Origin of the sequence: Sphaerisporangium sp. NBC_01403, assembly GCF_045040145.1 — a bacterium.
Taxonomy (GTDB): domain Bacteria; phylum Actinomycetota; class Actinomycetes; order Streptosporangiales; family Streptosporangiaceae; genus Sphaerisporangium; species Sphaerisporangium viridialbum.
In genome coordinates, this window is sequence record NZ_CP109534.1 from 6,557,365 (window position 1) to 6,571,810 (window position 14,446).

Consider the following 14,446-nt stretch of genomic DNA (forward strand, 5'->3'; position numbering starts at 1 on the left):
CCTCCTCAGTCCGTCAGCGAGCGGCCGGCGAGGCGCAGGAACACGTCCTCGAGGGTGGACCGGCGCACCAGCGCCGTCACGGGGGCCAGCCTCGCGGCGGTGACGGCCGCCAGCGCGTCCTCGCCGTCGGGGGTGTAGATCATCAGGCGGTCCGGCAGGACCTCCATCCGCTCTCCCCCGCGCGCGCCGACCAGGGCACGGACCTTCTCCGCGGCCTGCTCCTGCTCGTCCAGCCGGAACCGCAGTTCCAGGACCTCGCGTGTGGAGTGGCGTTCGATCAGTTCCCGGGGTGAGCCCTCGTCGGCGATGAGCCCCTTGTCCATCACGACCAGCCGGTCGCAGAGTTGCTCGGCCTCGTCCATGTAGTGGGTGGTGAGCAGCAGCGTCACGCCCTGCTGCTTGAGCCTGAACAGCCGGTCCCACAGGACGTGGCGCGCCTGCGGGTCGAGGCCGGTGGTGGGCTCGTCCAGGAGGAGGACGTCAGGCTCGTTGATCAGCGAGCGGGCGATGGTCAGCCTCCGCCGCATGCCTCCCGAGAGCGCCTCCACGCGGTCGCCGGCCTTGTCCTCCAACTGGGCGAACTCCAGCAGGCGCGTGGCGCGCTCGGCGAGCACGCGGCGGGAGAGGCCGAAGTAGTGGCCGTACATCAGCAGGTTCTCGCGGACGGTCAGCTCGGCGTCCAGCGCGTCGTCCTGCGGCACGACGCCGAGGCGGGCCCTGATCCTGCGCCCGTCGCGCGCAGGGTCCATGCCGAGGATGCGGAGGGTGCCCGAGGTCACCGGGGACACGCAGCCGAGCATTCGCATGGTCGACGACTTTCCCGCCCCGTTGGGCCCGAGGAAGCCGAACGCCTCGCCCCTGCCGACGTGGAAGTCCAGGCCCGCCACCGCCTGGAAGACGCCTCCGGGCCTGTCCCTGGCGGGGTAGGTCTTCACCAGGCCCTTCGCCTCGATCAGAGGCGCCTCCATGCCGTCGCTCACCCTGCACACCTCTGGCTCTCCGGTGCGGCCGGTCACCTCAGCCACAGATCATCAGTGAGTAATTTCACCGAAGTCTGCAATACCCGACTTAAATCACGCAACATATTTACAGTGCGATGCAATGCGGGTTCGCCATGAGCCGAAACCGGCGCGAGGGCGCATCGGCCGGACCGCCCTGCGCCCCGGCCGCAGGATGGCCGGGGCGTGGGAGCCGGGCTACCCGGCGATGCCGAGGATCTCGGCCAGGGGGCCCACCAACAGGCCCCTGCCCTTGATGTCCGCGATGACGGAGCTGTCGACGACGCCGTCCTGTCCGGGGAGCTGGCCCGCGCCGCGCTCGGGTCCGAGCGGCACGACGATGACGGGCGGCATCGGCTCGTACGCCTGGACCTCGCCCTCGCCGGTGATCAGCGCGCGGATGTTGCCCGCGACGATCTCGGCCTGGCGCCCGGCGTACCCGGCCATCGGCGGGCCCACGGTGATGATGTCGCCGAGCGCGAAGACGGTGTCCTGGCCGAGCACCCGCAGCTCGGGAGTGACCTCGATGAGCTGCCCGGGCGTGCGGGCAGGGGTGAGGTCGTCGGCGAGGTAGCCGGTGATGGGGGTGGTGCCGTAGCAGCGGTACCAGACGTCGGCGGTGATCTCGGTGCCCGTCGCGGTCGTCACCGTGAACGTCCCGGCGGTGCCGGGCTCGGTGGGAGGCGCCTCGCGCAGGGCGCCGCCCAGCAGCAGCTCCACGCCGAGCTCGTCCAGCTGGCGCCGCAGCTCCGCGCGGAGCTCCGGCATGTACGGACCGGCGAGGATGTCGTCGGCCGTGTCGACGATGGTGACGTGCTTGCCGGGCCAGACGGCCTTGATCTCGCCGGCCAGCTCCAGGCCCACGGGGCCCGCGCCCACCAGCAGCACCCGGTCGGCGTCGGCGAGCGCCCGATGCGAGGCCCGGTAGCGCTCGTGCGCGACCTCGGTCTCCGTGGCGTCGGTCTTGCCGGGGAAGGGGTAGGTGGAGCCGGTCGCCAGCACGATGTAGTCGGCGGCGATCTCCTCGCCGGAGCCGACGACGACCCGCTTGGAGTCGACGGTGGCGGCGCGGTCGCGGACCACCCGGCCACGGGCGAGCAGGTTGTCGTACGCCATGAAGATGCGCGGCAGCCACGCCGGGTCCACCAGGGCCCGCAGAGCCGCGACGTTGTGGACGAAGGCGTCCTTGGGCTCGACCAGCACGACGTCGGCCACGTCGTCGAGCGCCTTGGCGACGCGGATGCCTCCGTATCCGCCGCCGATCACCGCCACGGTGGGCTGCCAGGCAGGTGCGATGTCACTCATAAGGGTCCCCGATCTTGTTCCTGGACGGAAGCGCGCAGGTCCGGCACGGCCGGGCGCAGCTCGTTGACCCTAACATATCGTTGAAGCCCTTCAATTATATTCCAGGCTCGATCATTTCGTGTGTGTTACGGTATGGATATGAGAGTCGAGGACATCCAGGCGCCCAGAGCCGTGGACCGTCTCGGCCTGCTCCTGGCCCGCCACGGCGGCATCACGAACGAACGCATGCGTCACGCGCTCGGCGTGACCGGCTTGACCCCAAGGCACGCGGTGGCGCTGATGAACCTCGCCGAGAGCGGCCCCATGGGCCAGCAGGCGCTCATCGAGGCGCTGGGCGTTGATCCCAGCGTGCTGGTGGCGATCCTCAACGACCTCGAACGCGACGGGCTCGCCGAGCGCCGCCGCGATCCCGCCGACCGGCGCCGCCACATCGTCGAGATGACCACCGCGGGGGCCTGCACGCTCACCAGGGTCGAGCAGGCGCTGGCCGAGGTCGAGCGCGAGCTGTTCGCCGACCTCGACGAGGATGAGATCGCCCAGCTCCACCGGCTCCTGAGCCGCATCAGGACCACGCCTGACGACCCCGGCTGCACCGAGGCCTGACCCGCCTTCGGGCGCCCCGCACATGAGCCTTCGGGCGCCCCGCACATGAGCCTTCGGGCGCCCCGCACATGAGCCTTCGGGCGCCCCGCACATGAGCCTTCGGGCGCCCCGCACATGAAACGAGCCGGGGCCCGCACCTCGAAGGTGCGGGCCCCGGCCCTGTTACGCGCGTCAGATCAGACGGGAACGATGTTCTCCGCCTGCGGGCCCTTCTGGCCCTGGGTGACGTCGAACGACACCTTCTGGCCCTCCTGGAGCTCACGGAAGCCCGAGGCGGCGATGTTGGAGTAGTGGGCGAAGACGTCGGCGCCGCCGCCCTCCTGCTCGATGAAGCCGAAGCCCTTTTCCGCGTTGAACCACTTCACAGTGCCAGTAGCCATGTCAGTCTCCTTCGATAGGGGGTCGAGCCGGAATCGGCACTGTGCCGACTCCGCGTCGCCGCGATGAGCCCATCCGGAGATGACCGGCAAACAAAAATGCACCTGAAGGTTACGTCTCGTCAGGTGCACACAGAGTTTATGGGTACCACAACTGCAACTGGCATGAGCCTAGCACACCGGCGCCCCCACCTGCCGGCGACCGCCCCGGGCGACCGGTCAGGGGTCGCCGCCGCCGATCACTCGCCCACCTGGCCGTCGCGTACGCGCCGGTACCTCCTGCCGCGTACGAGCAGGCCCAGGCAGACCGCCAGCAGCGCTCCCGCGCCGGCCGCCGCGTACCAGGGCCCGCGCCCGAGGGCGGGGCCGGCGGCCTGGGTGCCTCCGTACTGGTAGAGGTTGAACGTCACGTCCAGGCCCTGCGAGGTGGGGACGCTGGTGGCGCCGAAGAGGCCGAGCACCCCGCGAGCGCGACCCGGGCGGCCAGGCGGCGGAGTCGCGGCGCCCGGCCGAAGGCGGCGGCCGGTGGCCGGGTGCCGGCGTGAGGTCTAGAAATGGGAACCGTCCTCGGTCCGGTGGAGGGCGGCGGCGAGCACCTTCGCCCGGTAGCGGCGTCGCGCGTGCCAGCCGAGCAGCAGCAGCGCCGCCATCGCGACGAGCAGGACCACCAGCAGGTGCAGCGGGAAGACGACGATCCTCACGGTGGCGGTGTGCGCGCCCTCGCCCGGCCCGGGGATGGAGACGGTCGCGTGGCAGACGCACATCAGCGGCGGGTTCCACCGGGTGCTGACCTCACGGGTCGAGCCGCGCAGCACGGTGAAGTCGGGAAAGGTGAGATCGCTCCCGCCCACCCGCACGTGCAGCCGCCCGGTGCCGCGGAAGTCGCGGTGCACCGTGCCGAAGTCGTGGATCCTCGTGGTGATGGGCACGGGACCGTCCATGACGAACCCCGGCGCGCGGAGGTCCGTGACCTCGACCGAGCTGTCGATGGAGCCGGGGACGGTGATGAACACCGGGGCCGCGATCACCCGGTTGATCCGCAAGTTGCCCGCGTCGCGGCGGGCCGGGACCTTGAAGAGCAGGGCGAGCTGGTGGTCGCCCGGCTCCGGGGCGGCGGGCACCGTGATCCGGACGGTCACGTTCCTGGTCGTGCCGGGCGCCATCCGGAACCGCACGGGGTCGACGCTCACCCAGGCCGACGCGGCGTAGGGGGCGTCGGGCCTGAAGTTCAGCGCACCTTTCTCGCTCGCGGTGAAGTCGGCCTTCTCGACGATCACGTCGTATGGCGTCCGGCCTCCGTTGGTCACCTGGAAGTGCTGGGCGGTGGAGACCGTCCCCGCAGGGATGACCAGGCGGGCCGGGCTCACCTGCAACGAGAACCCTGGCGTGGGCCTGGCCAAGGCGAGGACGGCCGGGCACTGCGCCGCGAGAAGGCAGGCCACCGAGAGGACACCGCACAGCTTCCGCCCGAGCCGGCGGGGCACGACGCCCTTCATCAGGGCACCCGTCCGAGTACAACCGTTTCCATCCGCAGTATCCCTGCCTGACCGTGATCATTTGCAGGCAGTATCCGAATGATCACTCAGAGTGTCAAGAATGATCGCTCGCAACCCTCTTCGGCGGGTCTCACGCGGAATCATCGCCGCACGAACACCTTCACAAAGATGACAATTCTGACATTAACCCCATTTATCGGACGTTGCACAGAAGTACACGATCATTTTCCGGAAATTTGCATTGCCGAGCGGCGCGCTCAGCCGCATATATCCGGTAATCCCGGAATCCGGCGCGTCGGGCCAGAGGCTCCAGTCGGACAGCGCAGGACAAGTCGTAATCGCGGTGATATCCCGCTTGAAATGGGTAAATTCGAGAAAGGCCGATAGATGTGCAACAGGCGATCAAATGGGCAGAATTTAAGTTATCCGGGGGAAAACCATGCGTGGACGGCTCAGGTCAATCGTGCTGGGAATCGAGGTCGCGGTCCTGCTGGCCGTCTGTGCGCCCACGGCCATGGCCGCCTCGGCGATCGGACACGACGGTGAGGGGGACGGGCGCCGCACGGCGGGCGAGGCGGTCCCCGGCGAGGACGGGGCGGCCTCCACCGGGGTGTCGGTGCGGGTGCTTCCCGTGCCGAGCGGCAGCCCGGCCGGCCGTCCGGACCCGCCCCGGCCCGGCGGCGACCCTGTGACCGGGACCGGCGCCTCGACCACGGACTCGGCACCGTGGGATCTCGACGACCTCCCCGCCGGAACCTCGCACACCGAATCGGGATCACGCCAGTTCGGAAAGGGGCCGAACACCGAGACCCACACCTGGAGCAACCACGTGGAGGTCCATGAATTCGGCGACTCCCCGTACAAGGACAAGGGCAGCACGCGCCTGGAATCCCACGAATTCGGAAACGAACTCCCCGCCATAATCCACACCCCGACCACCGCGCCCGTACCGCGTCAAACAGGGAACCTGCCCTTCACGGGAATCGACGGCCAGAGCCTCGGCATCGTGGTGGGAAGCGGAGTGGCCGCCATTCTCCTTGGCGCCTACTTCGTCAGGATGTCACTCAGGCGAAGGCGCGCGGCGCCGCACGAATGACCGTCACGGGCCTATGTGTGTCAGTGCGGCCTGCCCTCCGGAACCTCGTCCGCGGTGATGGCGCCGTCCTCTGGCGTACCCGTCAGGTAGGCATGCTGGTGGCCGTTGCCCGCGTCGACGTTGATCTGGTCGAGCTGGGTCGCGGCGACGGACCACATCGCGATGGCGGCGGAACGCTGGCGCGCGGCGAGGTCGGCGAAGGTCTCCCGCACTCCGACGGGAAGCCGCTGGCTCGCCGCGTAGGTGTCGACCGCGGCGGTCATGGCGTTCACCGCGCTGCGGAACCCCCCACGGGCCACGTTCGTGGCGGTCGTCCCGGACGGCGTCTCCGCATGCCTCTCGGCCGCCTGGCGTAGAGTCCGCTGCCACTCTTCGATCTGCACGGGAGTGGCCGGTTTCGCATTCGACGTCTTGTCCTTGGGGATCGCTTCGGCGAGTCCGGACAGCACCTTGTCGAGATCGCCGGCGGTGGCTCGCGCCAGGGCGGTCAGCTCCCCGATCTGCTGGACGTCTCTTTTCGCGTCCGCCTTCCGCAGCTCGGTGATGGCGACCTGATCGGCGCCGGGGCGGCCGACGGCATATCCGATCGCCGCTCCCGCCGCGCCCGCTACCAGCGCGACGACGAGGACGGCGATCACGGAGCGGCGGAGGCCCGGCCGGCGAACGTCCGGCTGAGGAGGCACCCGGGGTGGTCTGCTCGTCCTCTGCGCCATCCACGGCTCCTCTCGGGTCGCTGTGGCGTTGAAGATAACGGTTCCGTTGATCCACGTCCATGTTCCGGTGCCCGGTGCGGAAATCCGGCCGCCGGGAGGAAAGGTCACGAGTGATCCGCGAACTTCCCGATGGTGGCGGCACGGCACGGGCGGCGGCGGGCAAGCAGGGACCGCCGGAAGGCACGTTGCCCTTGCCGCCCCCGGAGGGGATCATGTGACGGTGGGTGGGGATGCGCGGTACGGTCCGCGATGGCCAGGGGCCGAGGGCTCGCCGCTAAGGGTGGGCGGAGAGGCCCTGATGAGGGATGACCCGCCGCTGGACTACTACCTGATCTTCGCCGCGGCGGGCGACCGGGGCCGTGGGGCGTTGCCGTCGGTCATCCTGGTCGAGGAGTTCCTCCTGCGCGGCGACCACACCGCGGCCGGTATCGCGGGCGTCGAGTGGACGCCCGCGACGGGTGCCTGGCGCGATCGCCCGGCGTTGAGCCGCGCCATCCGCACCGACGCCCTGCTGCGAGAGCGGGTGGTCCCGGTGAGCCGCGCCGACGCCGCCGACGCCTACACCATGCTCGGCGGGGGCGAACTGCCGCAGGAAGCACGGATCCGCGCCTTCTTCCACGACTGCCAGCCGTTGCCCGCCGAGGACCCGCTGGACCTGGGCTCACCGGGTGACGAGAAGCGCCTCTACCGCATCCTGTTCGCCGGAGACCTGCACGAGCGCGGCCTGGCCCGCCTGCGGTCGGCGCTGAGGCTGGAGCCGGCCGGCGATCAGGCGGACCCCCGGGCGCACGTGGTAGGTACGGCGACGGCGACCGCCGCCGGCCACACGGTCACCTGGGAGCTGCGCCGGATCGGGGCGGGCATCGCCTGGTGCCTCGACGTGACCGTGAACCCGGGCCCCGGGCCGGACCCGGGCATCGGCACGCTGCTCCACCACCACAGGCAGGCGATCCGCGAGCAAGGACTGATCCCCGTCACCATCGAACGCTTCGCCTGATCAGCGCAGGGGACGCGCGGCCGTGGTCTCGCGCAGATAGATCAGCGCGTCGTAGGACCTTCCCAGCGAGACCATGCGCTCGGGCTCGGGCCAGAGCCTGCCGGCGTCGCGCGTACGCCGGGGCCTGTCGAGCCAGGCGCGGGCCGAGGCGGACGTCGTGCGCAGGTCCAGGAAGTAGCCGGACGAGCCGACCCGGCCCAACGCCTCGTTGTTCCCTCCCTTCGCGGGAGGCCCGACCGTGACGGCGCCCCACCGGCCGTCCGCGTCCTGCGCCCTGAAGGACCCCTGGCCGAAGGCGAGTCCGATCGCGACGTAGCGGGCGCCCAGCCGGTCGCGCAGGAAGGCGCCCTGCACCTTGGGGTAGAGCTTCGCGTCGTACGGCACGTACGCCACGTGGGCGTTGTGGGCCGACAGCAGGATCTTCTCCCCCGTGTGCTCCCGCCACCACGCGACGTTGTCGGCCATGATCTTGTCGCGGTACCGGAGGCCCTTGCTCACCTGCTCCGGGTCGCCGGGGTCGAAGGACAGCGCCGTGGCGGTCTGGACGATGGAGCGCGCGTTCTGCACCGCCCACGCGTGGCTCTCCTGGTCGGGCCCCGGATTCCGTCGCAGCAGGTCAAGGGCCTGGCCGGCCTGGGAGACCAATGCCTCGCGCTCTACCGGCGGCAGGCTCCAGAAGGCGTCGGCATCCCGTACGGCGCGCAGGTTGCGGTAGAGGGCGTCGAGCTCCGGCAGCAGGGCGGGCTGGTGACGCCGCGCGTAGCCGGTCACCAGCTTCGGGAGCTGCCCACCCAAAGCGGGGTAGTTGGCGTCGTTGCCCATGAACTGGACCTTCCTCACGTGGTGCGCGTTGTACCCGCGCATCCACCCGATGAGGTCCAGGTATTCCTGGACGGTCCACATGCCCAGCTTGCCGAACTCCTCGTTGATGATCGTTTTCGGGTCGCCCTTCCCGTGCAGGACATAGTCGTTCAGCCGCAGCCCCGCGCTCCAGCCCGCTTCGAGGGAGAAGGTCGTGAAACCCTTCTCCTCGACGAGATAGCGGAACACCCTGTGCTTCATCGTGAAGAACTCGTGCGCTCCGTGCGTGGCCTCGCCCAGCCCCACCACCTTGGCGTCGCCCACGGCCCGGCCGAGCGGGCGCAGGTCGCCAAGGTCACCGGACGGCGCGGTACCGCTCAGCGAATGGGCCTTCCGGCGCAGCTCGGGCACGGGATCGTAGCCGCCGGCCGCGGCGGGCTGTGCCAGGGCGGCCGTGCCCACGGCCGCCAGCAGGGCGGCGGCGAGGGGTGGAAAGAACCGGCGCCGACGGGGTGCGCTCCGCATGTGGATCTTCTCCTGGTGGATCGGGTACTCGGTGCGACCACCATTTCAGCGGGGCTGAGGCCGCCACCATGCCGCCAGCGGGAAGATCGGCCCTACAGACAGCGGTACCACTCAGGTGATGATCCCCCAGGGGCGGTTCCCGCCAAGCTCCGAGCGCAAGGGGGCCGGAAATGACTGTGGGCGCCCTCCGCGAAGTGGAGAGCGCCCAGGTCACCGATCAAAGCTGTGGTGCGCCGCCAGGGACTCGAACCCCGGACCCGCTGATTAAGAGTCAGCTGCTCTAACCAACTGAGCTAGCGGCGCGTGACTACGGTGACTTTAGCAGTCCTGGCCAACCTCCGCACATCCGCGGTGGCTTTACGTGCCTTCTTGTGGGGCTTTCACATGGTTCCCGGGAGGCCTTCCGCGCGGGGGGGGCTCCGGGGGTCAGTCGGCGGCGAGGACCACCGGGATCGGGGGCTTGGCGGGGTTCTTGTCGATGACGCCCCACGCGCCGCTCGAGAACGGCACCGGGTAGTTCTTCTTGCCCACGCCGTCGCCCCACTTGGTGATGACGTAGTCGACCTTGATGTGGCCGGCGTTGAAGCCGGTCACCACGAGGGAGGAGTTGCTGAAGGTTCCGCCGGTCAGCTCCGCGAAGGTCTTCCCGTCGATGTCCAGCATGACGCCGCTCTCGGACGGGATGCCCGGGCCGCGGTCACCGATGAAGAAGGGTGCCTTCTTGTCCTTGTAGAGGACGTACCCCTCGGTGCCGAGGGGCCAGCAGGGGCTGGCGAACAGGCCCTTCTGCATGGGCTTGCCGATGGCGGGCAGTCCCGTGTCACCCATGCGGCCGGAGGCGTCGTCCCAGAAGTAGGAGGCCTTCGTAGAGCCCTTGAGCAACATCGGCTTCTCGGCCTGGACCGGAACGGAGGTGACCGGCTGGTCGTCGGCGCGGGCCGTGGCGGTCGTGCAGACGGCGGTGGCGCATGCGAGGGCTACGCCGGCGAAGCGAGATGTCCATCGACTTCTAGGGGTGTTCTGGAAAAAGGCCATGGGAGGGAAGGATCTTTCATCAGAAGACAAGGGGACCCGCGCTCCGAGTGGTCAAGAGTTCGGTGCGGGGGATGGAAAGCGTTCTCAGGGCGTAAGCGAGACCGGTTCACGGTCCATCGCGGCGCTGAGCCCGCATTCGTACGTGGTCGGTTAGCGGTGGCACTCGCCACCATGTGTCACAGAGGGTGTGTCGCTCGGTGCACGGCTGCTACCAGCCGACTTGCCGCTTCTGACGGCGAAGATCCGGGTCTAGGGTTGCCCGGTGGACTGACTGCGCGGAGTGGGGTGCTCCACTCGGGTCTCCTCTCCAATCACGTCTACCGGGTTAGCTGACGGGTTCGGGCTTGGAGTACGCCCTACCGCTCGCGCGGATTCACCCCAAGGGATTGGGTCCCCGGTTCCCCCGAGCCCTGGAGCCCTGGAGATTCGACATTCGAGTCGGCGGCCTTCGGACTGAAGACCAGGTCACCGTCTCTTTCGTGGTTGAAACCTTACCCACCGAGTCAGGACAAAGCAAACGAAATGACTACAAAGCATTATTAGATCTACCTTCGCACCACAAACCCCCATACTTCGGACATCTGGGCGCATGGCGAGTTAAGCGTAGGGGCCGGATGGGAGATCAATGTGACGGGTGTGACCGGTGTGACCGGTGATGAAGAGGGTCACCCGAATGGCGGCGAAAGAAAGCGCACGCCCGTACGACGAGACGGGCGTGCGCGAGCGGGGACGTGCGGCGGAACGTTCAGGGCCGAAGGCCGGGAGACATGAATCGGGGCCGGGCAGTCCCCCGCCTGCCCGGCCCCGATCTATACGGTCCAGCGCCGATGCCTTCCCCCAAACGCATCGGGCGGTCCCGCAGTATGGACGCGGTCCCCCACCGCGTCCTTCTCCGGCAAAAAGCTCTGCGGCGCCCTCTCGGGCGGCTGGTCGCATCCCTCTTGACCTGCCTTAACACTACATACCGGGGCCTGAGCTACTCGTCATCCCAGGGTATAGATTCGGTCTAACTCGCTGGGATGACCGGGTACGGCCGGACCCGCCGGGCCAGGCGGCTATTCAGGCAGTTCGACCTTGACCTCGGTGCCCTTCTCCAGGGAGCGGCTCACCGTGCAGTGCCGCTCATGGACCCGGTGCGCCACGGCGCGGAAGACCTCGTCCGCCTGCGCGTCGCCCTCGGGCAGCTCGACGTCGTAAGTGATCGTGACCGGGCCGAGCAGCGTGGGCTCGACCTTGTCCGCCTGGACCGTCATCGCCAGCCGTACGAGCCTGTGCCCGCGCTGCGCGGTGAGCGGCTCGACGGTCACGATGTTGCAGCCTCCGACCGCGGCGAGCAGCAGCTCCACGGGGGTGAAGACCCCCTCCTCGTCGCCGCTGCCCATCGCGACCTCCGCTCCGCGCGCGTTGCGCGCCACGAAGCCGTTGTCAGTACGCTCCACATTCACCGATGCCATGCCCTGGAGCCTAGAGCCGGCGCGGAACGCTCAGGCGTCGGGGTGCTCGGAAAGGTAGGCGATGTAGACGGGGCGCAGCGCCTCGCCAAGCTCGCCCTCACCGGAGGCCATCGCGTCGCTGAGCAGCGCCGACACCCGGCTGAGGTCGTTGGCCGTCTCGTCCGCGTGACCGCTCGCGGCCTCGGCCGCCGGGATCACCTTCAGGAGCTCCCACAGGAAGCCGAAGTCGCCGTGCGCCACGGCGTAGCGCACCGCCCTGTCGTGAAGCTCCTTGGGCGTCAGCGACTGCAGCTCGTCCTGGTCCATTACGGCTCACCCCCTTTATGGCCCTTTCCCCGCGATCAGGGGGATATGCACGTTAGGCCAGCCGAACGATCATCTTGCCCAGGTTCTCCCCCCGAAGCATGCCGATGAAGGCGTCAGGAGCGTTCTCCAGCCCTTCCACGACGGTCTCCTCGAAGGTGATCCTGCCCTCCTGGAGCCACCCGCCGACCTCATCGATCATGTCGGGCATCCGGTCGGCGTGGTCGCCGACGATGAAGCCGCGCAGCGTGAGCCGCTTGCCGATCACCAGGAAGAGGTTGCGCGGCCCGCAGACCGGCTCGGCCTCGTTGTAGACGGAGATGGCCCCGCACACCGCGGTGCGGCCGTACCGGCGGAACACGTCGATGGCGGCCTCCAGGTGCTCGCCGCCGACGTTGTCGAAGTAGACGTCGATGCCGTCGGGGGCCGCGCGCCTGAGCTGTTCCACGACCGGCCCGTCCGCCTTGTAGTCGAACGCGTCGTCGAAGCCGAGCTTCTCGATCACGTGCGCGACCTTGGCGGGAGAGCCGGCGCTGCCGACCACCCGGGAGGCGCCCTTGAGGCGGGCGATCTGCCCGGCCAGGCTGCCGACCGCGCCCGCGGCCCCCGACACGAACACCGCGTCGCCCTTCTTGAAGGCCGCGATGTCGAGCAGCCCGACGTACGCGGTCAGGCCCGGCATGCCGAGCACGCCGAGGTAGGCGGACAGCGGCACACCCGGCAGGGGCGTGATCCGGCGCGCCTCCGAGGCGTCCAGCACGGCGTGCTCCCGCCAGCCGTAGTCGTGCAGGACGATGTCGCCGATCCGGAACTCCGGAGCGAGGGTCTCGACCACCTCGCCGATCGCGCCGCCGCGCAGCGGCTCGCCCAGCTCGAAGGGCGGCACGTACGACTCGCCCTCGTTCATCCGCCCGCGCATGTAGGGATCGACCGACATGTAGAGGTTGCGCACCAGGATCTGGCCCTCACGCAGTGGCGGGAGCTCCAGCTCGACCAGCTCGAAATCGTCCTTTGTCGGCCAGCCGACGGGCCGCGACCGCAGCGTGATCGCGCGTGTCATGGTGTACCCCCTTCGATCCTGATTGGGCCACCCCTCCAGCGAACACTCCCTGTTAAAACGATCTTTCACCGGCCCCAGGACCGGGAGCCCCGGACCTTCCGCCCCTACCGCTCGCCCGCGTGCACGTGCGACCATCGGGAGCGTGAAGATCATTATCAAGATCCTTGTCGTCGCGGCGGCGCTCTGGGCGGCCACGCGCCTGATCCCCGGGATCACCGTCTCCGGGGCCACCACGGAGAAGTCCGCGGCCACCCTCCTCGCGGTCGCCCTCATCTTCGGCCTCGTGAACGCCGTGCTCAAGCCGATCATCAAGACCTTCGGCTGCGCCTTCTACGTGCTGACGCTGGGCCTGTTCGCGCTGGTCGTGAACGCCCTCCTGCTGCTGCTCACGAGCTGGATCGCCGAGCAGCTCAAGCTGCCGTTCCACGTGAGCGGCTTCTGGACGGCCTTCCTCGGGGCGATCCTCGTCGGCCTCATCACCTGGCTCCTCGACATGCTCCTCGGTCTCAACGAGGACTGAGCGGAGAAATCTACGAGGGCCGGCACGGGCCGACGGACCCCCGCTCGCGCAGCTCGGGCGCCTGGATGATCCTGCGCCTGCGGTTCTGCCCGTCGGCCGCCGCGACCACCAGCCGCACGGCGGCCCGCACGATGCCGTCGATGTCCCAGTTGACCGAGGTGAGGCCGGGGGTGAGGAGCCCTGACATCGGGTGGTCGTCGTACCCCATGACCGAGATCTCGTCGGGGACGCGCAGCCCCAGCTCGGCCGCCGCCGCGTACACCCCGTAGGCGATGGAGTCGGAGAAGCAGAAGGCCGCGCTCGGCCTGGCGTCGCCGCCGAGCAGCTCGCACGCCACCTTGGTGGTCGCGGCCAGCCCGTGGGGAGCGGTCACGACGTCGATGTCCAGCCCCAGGCGCTCGGCCTCGGCGGTCACGTGGACGTCGGCGGGACGGTCGGGAGTGCTCGACCGCGTCGGGGTCAGCACGGCGACGCGGCGATGGCCCTTCCCCCTGAGGTACTCAAGGGCCAGGGTGACCCCCCTGCGGTTGTCGAAGACGACCTCCCCCGCCGTGCGGGCGTCGAGCAGGGCGTCGCCGATGGAGACCACCGGCAGCGTCTCGGCGAGCTGCGCCCACAGCGGCGCGGCCGGGTCGACGGGCTGCACGATCAGGCCGTCGACCCGCTGGTCGCGGAGCTGGCGTGCCAGGGTGCGCTCGCGCGCGGGGTCGCCCGCGGCGTCGAGGATGAGCGCGTAGCGGTCCTTGTCGCGCAGGGCCCGGCCGATGCCGAACGCCAGCGACTGCTGCCACAGATCCTCCAGGGACCCGCAGAGCAGACCGATCATGCCGGTGCGGCCGCTCGCCAGGGCCCGGGCGATGGGGTCGGCCTCGTACCCCAGCTCGGCGGCGGCCTGGCGCACCCGCTCGATGGTCTCCTCGGACACCTGCATGCCCCGCAGCGCGTAGGACACGGCCGCGGGCGACAGCCCGGTCGCCTGGGCCACCTCGCGGATCGTCGCCCGTTTGCGTGGCTGGGAGCGCGGCATCAAGCCAGCCTATGCGGAATCCCCCCGGCGCGAGGGGCCTGCCGTCTCGATGTCTGGACAGAGTGTTGACGCCGAGGAGGTGAAGCGGTTCACTGAAACGAATCAGTGAACCGTTTCACAGCATGTCCCCAGGCAT

Annotated in this window: 16 protein-coding genes, 1 tRNA gene and 1 riboswitch; of the genes, 4 read left to right on the forward strand and 13 right to left on the reverse strand. The window is 69.4% G+C overall.

Translation table 11 applies throughout. From position 1 onward, the window contains the following. Positions 1-5: 5 nt before the first annotated feature. Complete coding sequence (locus OG589_RS29265) at positions 6-980, reverse strand: ABC transporter ATP-binding protein (protein ID WP_405141004.1); 975 nt, start codon at positions 978-980, stop codon at positions 6-8. Between the two features lie 216 nt (positions 981-1,196). Further along, the gene (locus tag OG589_RS29270) at positions 1,197-2,303 is read right to left on the reverse strand and encodes an NAD(P)/FAD-dependent oxidoreductase (RefSeq protein ID WP_405141005.1); all 1,107 of its coding nucleotides are present in this window, start codon (positions 2,301-2,303) and stop codon (positions 1,197-1,199) included. 138 nt (positions 2,304-2,441) lie between these two features. Between OG589_RS29270 and OG589_RS29275 the strand changes: the two genes are divergently transcribed. After that, positions 2,442-2,906: a MarR family winged helix-turn-helix transcriptional regulator gene (locus OG589_RS29275; RefSeq protein ID WP_405141006.1), complete on the forward strand. Its 465-nt coding sequence runs from the start codon at positions 2,442-2,444 to the stop codon at positions 2,904-2,906. A gap of 176 nt (positions 2,907-3,082) precedes the next feature. Here OG589_RS29275 and OG589_RS29280 read toward each other — a convergent pair whose 3' ends face one another. From OG589_RS29280 to OG589_RS29290, 3 genes are all read right to left on the reverse strand, one after another. Beyond that, positions 3,083-3,286 (reverse strand): cold-shock protein, encoded by a 204-nt coding sequence (locus OG589_RS29280; protein WP_405141007.1) that lies wholly within the window; start codon positions 3,284-3,286, stop codon positions 3,083-3,085. Positions 3,287-3,522: 236 nt separating this feature from the next. Then, positions 3,523-3,744, reverse strand: a complete 222-nt coding sequence (locus OG589_RS29285; protein ID WP_405141008.1) for a hypothetical protein — start codon at positions 3,742-3,744, stop codon at positions 3,523-3,525. A gap of 87 nt (positions 3,745-3,831) precedes the next feature. Next, complete coding sequence (locus OG589_RS29290) at positions 3,832-4,779, reverse strand: hypothetical protein (RefSeq protein WP_405141009.1); 948 nt, start codon at positions 4,777-4,779, stop codon at positions 3,832-3,834. 463 nt (positions 4,780-5,242) lie between these two features. On the opposite strand from OG589_RS29290, the gene OG589_RS29295 reads away from it, so the two are divergent. Then, entirely contained in the window at positions 5,243-5,875 is a 633-nt protein-coding gene (locus OG589_RS29295; protein ID WP_405141010.1) for a hypothetical protein, read from the forward strand. Positions 5,876-5,895: 20 nt separating this feature from the next. On the opposite strand, the gene OG589_RS29300 is transcribed toward OG589_RS29295, so the two are convergent. Beyond that, positions 5,896-6,588 carry a hypothetical protein gene (locus tag OG589_RS29300; RefSeq protein ID WP_405141012.1) on the reverse strand — a complete coding sequence of 231 codons (693 nt, stop codon included), beginning with the start codon at positions 6,586-6,588 and terminating at the stop codon, positions 5,896-5,898. Positions 6,589-6,886: 298 nt separating this feature from the next. On the opposite strand from OG589_RS29300, the gene OG589_RS29305 reads away from it, so the two are divergent. Next, complete coding sequence (locus OG589_RS29305; protein WP_405141013.1) at positions 6,887-7,585, forward strand: hypothetical protein; 699 nt, start codon at positions 6,887-6,889, stop codon at positions 7,583-7,585. Here the strand turns inward: OG589_RS29305 and OG589_RS29310 are convergent, their stop codons facing one another. The 6 genes from OG589_RS29310 to OG589_RS29335 all read right to left on the reverse strand — a co-directional run bounded on the left by OG589_RS29310 (position 7,586) and on the right by OG589_RS29335 (position 12,763). Continuing rightward, entirely contained in the window at positions 7,586-8,911 is a 1,326-nt protein-coding gene (locus OG589_RS29310) for an erythromycin esterase family protein (RefSeq protein WP_405141015.1), read from the reverse strand. A 226-nt stretch (positions 8,912-9,137) separates the two neighbouring features. Then, a tRNA-Lys gene (locus OG589_RS29315) sits at positions 9,138-9,214 on the reverse strand. A gap of 123 nt (positions 9,215-9,337) precedes the next feature. Further along, entirely contained in the window at positions 9,338-9,946 is a 609-nt protein-coding gene (locus tag OG589_RS29320; RefSeq protein ID WP_405141016.1) for a hypothetical protein, read from the reverse strand. A 298-nt stretch (positions 9,947-10,244) separates the two neighbouring features. Next, a riboswitch (cyclic di-AMP (ydaO/yuaA leader) is annotated at positions 10,245-10,388 on the reverse strand. A 613-nt stretch (positions 10,389-11,001) separates the two neighbouring features. Next, positions 11,002-11,400, reverse strand: coding sequence for an OsmC family protein (locus tag OG589_RS29325; RefSeq protein ID WP_405141017.1), 399 nt, complete (start codon positions 11,398-11,400; stop codon positions 11,002-11,004). Positions 11,401-11,430: 30 nt separating this feature from the next. After that, positions 11,431-11,706: a hypothetical protein gene (locus OG589_RS29330; protein ID WP_405141019.1), complete on the reverse strand. Its 276-nt coding sequence runs from the start codon at positions 11,704-11,706 to the stop codon at positions 11,431-11,433. A 52-nt stretch (positions 11,707-11,758) separates the two neighbouring features. Further along, the gene (locus tag OG589_RS29335) at positions 11,759-12,763 is read right to left on the reverse strand and encodes an NADP-dependent oxidoreductase (RefSeq protein ID WP_405141020.1); all 1,005 of its coding nucleotides are present in this window, start codon (positions 12,761-12,763) and stop codon (positions 11,759-11,761) included. A gap of 142 nt (positions 12,764-12,905) precedes the next feature. On the opposite strand from OG589_RS29335, the gene OG589_RS29340 reads away from it, so the two are divergent. After that, positions 12,906-13,283: a phage holin family protein gene (locus OG589_RS29340; RefSeq protein WP_405141021.1), complete on the forward strand. Its 378-nt coding sequence runs from the start codon at positions 12,906-12,908 to the stop codon at positions 13,281-13,283. A 10-nt stretch (positions 13,284-13,293) separates the two neighbouring features. Here OG589_RS29340 and OG589_RS29345 read toward each other — a convergent pair whose 3' ends face one another. Then, positions 13,294-14,310, reverse strand: coding sequence for a LacI family DNA-binding transcriptional regulator (locus OG589_RS29345; RefSeq protein WP_405141022.1), 1,017 nt, complete (start codon positions 14,308-14,310; stop codon positions 13,294-13,296). Between the last annotated feature and the right edge of the window lie 136 nt (positions 14,311-14,446).